Below are 2974 nucleotides of genomic sequence, written 5' to 3'. Positions count from 1 at the left end.
GTCCACTGATTCCCTGAGGTCCACTGATTCCCTGAGGTCCACTGATTCCCTGAGGTCCACTCAATCCCTGAGGTCCAGTCAATCCAGTATTTCCTTGTTGTCCGATATTTCCGACACTACCTTGTGGGCCAATATCTCCCTGAGGCCCCTGTGATCCAGTAGGACCACCATTATTAATCCATTGTGCTACACCAACACTTGAGTCAATGCATATATATTCAATTAGTGCTGTATTATCAATCCAGCGAGAAAATTTAGCGTAACCAACAGATGCGTCATCGGAGACAGTAGGTGCAGTGGTTGCATTCAAATTATTTTTTATTAGTTGTACTGGATTAGAACCATTACCAAGGATTGTGTAATCAGCAGACAGCGAAGTTCTACCAGTACCACCATTAGTGACACCAGTGAAGTCCCCTGAACTAAATGGTATTAATTTTCCAGATTCGTTTTTTAATGGCTTCTTTTCGGGCATGGGTAAAATTCTGTCAGTGCTATATCTTGTTATAGTTTATAACATCCGACTGTATTTTATACTCCGAGTGGAAGTCTCATGTTTACTAAAAACTCAGTTGCTGATGTTGCAATCCCCATTACTTGTGTAAATCCACTGGTTGGAGGAGTGATTGTTAATGCACCGCCGGAACTGACAAAATATTCAGTTCCCACAATCAATCCAGTGAATCCAGCAATTGTTCCGATTGTTACAACGGGAATTGAGCCACCTGCAATTTGATTAGAAATCGCAACCCCAATTATTTTATCCATGTGTGCAACATTCGAACTATCGGCAACATACACATTACCATCGGTGTTCATCATAACCACCGAATGTAATGAAATTGTTTCACCCGCTGTATATGTATTGCCAATTGTATCACTGCTACGAACGAATTCTTGGAGGGTACGCAGATTAACTGCATCGGTTGGATCGACTGGATCTGCAAGTGAGGTCAGTCTATGTCCACCCATTGATTGGTTAGCAATGAATTTTATTGTTCCGTCACTGCGAATGAACGTTGTATTGTTACCAACAACAGGTAGATTACTGCTATCGGAACTAGACGATTCATTTATCTATTGGAGCGAGAAACCCCCTTCCCTTTAGGGGAGGGGATGAGAGCGACTAACCTTGACTCTCAATATATTGTCTAATGGTTTCGGTGGATGCTTGTCCAGTAGTAGCTACAAAATAACCATCAGACCAAAGTGTTCTCTCTTTCCAATATACTGACCTTAGAAATGTAGACCAATTCGATCTCCATGCATGGTAGGTAGTCACCATCTTAGCTAAACGGACAAAATCTAATGGTGATCGTGTCGGATCTGACTCAACTAATACATGGATATGATCTTTGTCTACCTCAATCTCATCAATGGTGAACTGATCTTTTGTCTTTTCTACCATCAATTCCTTGACATATTCAGCAAACAGACCAGTTAGAATTCGTCTACGATACTTAGTACAGAACACAAAATGATATTTGATGCTGTATTTGCTGTGAGATTTTCGTTGGTATTTGAACATTTTACAAATTTAGAAAAATAATTAAACAATTCTAGAAAAATTAAACTATATTGTATATAGTATGATTAAGGCGTTCAAGTATAGAATATACCCAACTGATGACCAGAAGGTGCTAATGTCTAAGCACTTCGGCCATTGTCGTTGGGTGTATAACTGGGGACTTGATACCAAACGCAAGGCATATGCACTTACTGGTAAGTCACCAAGTAAGTTTGATCTGTCTAATATGCTTCCATCAATGAAGAAACAGGAAGCAACAGCATGGTTGAAAGAAGTTAATTCCCAGAGCCTACAAGCAACGCTTGAAAATCTGGATATGGCGTTCAATGCATTTTTCAACAAACGAAGTGAGTTTCCAAAATTCAAATCTAAAAATAGCTCAAAGCAATCATTCACGATTCCTTGTGGTGTTGAGGTAGATTACGATCATGGTCGTGTATGGTTACCTAAATTCAAAGAAGCCATTAAGATCAAACTATCCAGAAAGATCGTTGGTCGAATAACCAAGTCTACCGTATCAACGAATGCGTCAGGTGAATACTACATCAGTATTTTAGCCAATGATGGATTGGAATTACCTACAAAGCCAATGTTAGTAGACAAGCATGCAGTGCTTGGTATAGATGTTGGTATCAAAGATTTCTGTGTGACAAGTGAAGGTGAAGTTGTAGAGAATCCAAAGTTCCTTAGATCCAAACAGGAACGTTTGACGCTTCTACAACGAAAGCTAAGTCACAAACAGAAAGGCAGTAAGAACAGAAAGAAAGCACAATTGAAGGTAGCGAAGCTACATCAGAAGGTTGTGGACAAGAGAACCGATTTCCTACACAAGTTAAGCACACGACTGGTGCGTGAGAACCAAGCAATTGCCAGAGAAGACTTAAACGTGAAAGGAATGTTGCAGAACCACAAATTAGCACGTGCTATTAGTGAGGTAGCATGGACTCAATTTGATTCATTCACATCGTATAAAACCGAGTGGTATGGGAAATGGTATTTGCAAATCGGTAGATTTGAAGCAAGCTCGAAAACAGGAAATGAATGTGGTCACTACTACAAGGGGCTGACATTGGATCAACGAACATGGAAATGTCCTGAATGTGGGATCGTCTATGATCGTGATGTCAATGCAGCTCGTAATATCCGTGACTGGGCATTCATATCGCATAATAAGAACTTAGTACCCACGGACGGTGGGGAAGTCAAGTCTGTCAGATCGAAGGATGATATACAGAGAAAAGCCTAAGAAGATTGCTTCGGGTAAGGTATCTGTAGGGCAGAAAGAAGTATCCGCAAGGACTTCAGAATCCCCGACCCTTTAGGGTCGTGGGAGCGTCAAGGGCAAATAAATTAGTTTATAATTGACATTGAAATCATTGTGATACCATGAAACGAATAAACACTTGGTGTAATTTACTAACTCATGGAGTAAACAATGAATGAAGA

Annotated in this window: 3 protein-coding genes; 1 reads left to right on the top strand and 2 read right to left on the bottom strand. The window is 40.2% G+C overall.

All coding sequences use genetic code 11. The annotated features are described in order from the left end of the window. A partial coding sequence (locus tag PHO70_08620; GenBank protein MDD5433023.1) for a hypothetical protein occupies window positions 1-475 on the bottom strand: 475 nt, incomplete at its 3' end. 56 nt (window positions 476-531) lie between these two features. Then, on the bottom strand, window positions 532-972 hold the full coding sequence (locus PHO70_08615) for a hypothetical protein (GenBank protein MDD5433022.1): 441 nt from the start codon (window positions 970-972) through the stop codon (window positions 532-534). Window positions 973-1589: 617 nt separating this feature from the next. Here PHO70_08615 and PHO70_08610 point away from each other — a divergent pair. Continuing rightward, on the top strand, window positions 1590-2774 hold the full coding sequence (locus PHO70_08610; GenBank protein ID MDD5433021.1) for an RNA-guided endonuclease TnpB family protein: 1185 nt from the start codon (window positions 1590-1592) through the stop codon (window positions 2772-2774). Window positions 2775-2974: the final 200 nt, after the last annotated feature.

The sequence above is a fragment of the Candidatus Omnitrophota bacterium genome, from assembly GCA_028715415.1.
Lineage (GTDB): Bacteria > Omnitrophota > Gorgyraeia > Gygaellales > Profunditerraquicolaceae > JAQURX01.
This window is presented reverse-complemented; position numbering and strand designations above follow the sequence as displayed.

Bases quoted from the DNA above. Each gene is read 5' to 3' on its own strand.
- PHO70_08615 (MDD5433022.1), bottom strand. From the start codon at position 972: ATGGGTGGACATAGACTGACCTCACTTGCAGATCCAGTCGATCCAACC.
- PHO70_08610 (MDD5433021.1), top strand. From the start codon at position 1,590: ATGATTAAGGCGTTCAAGTATAGAATATACCCAACTGATGACCAGAAG.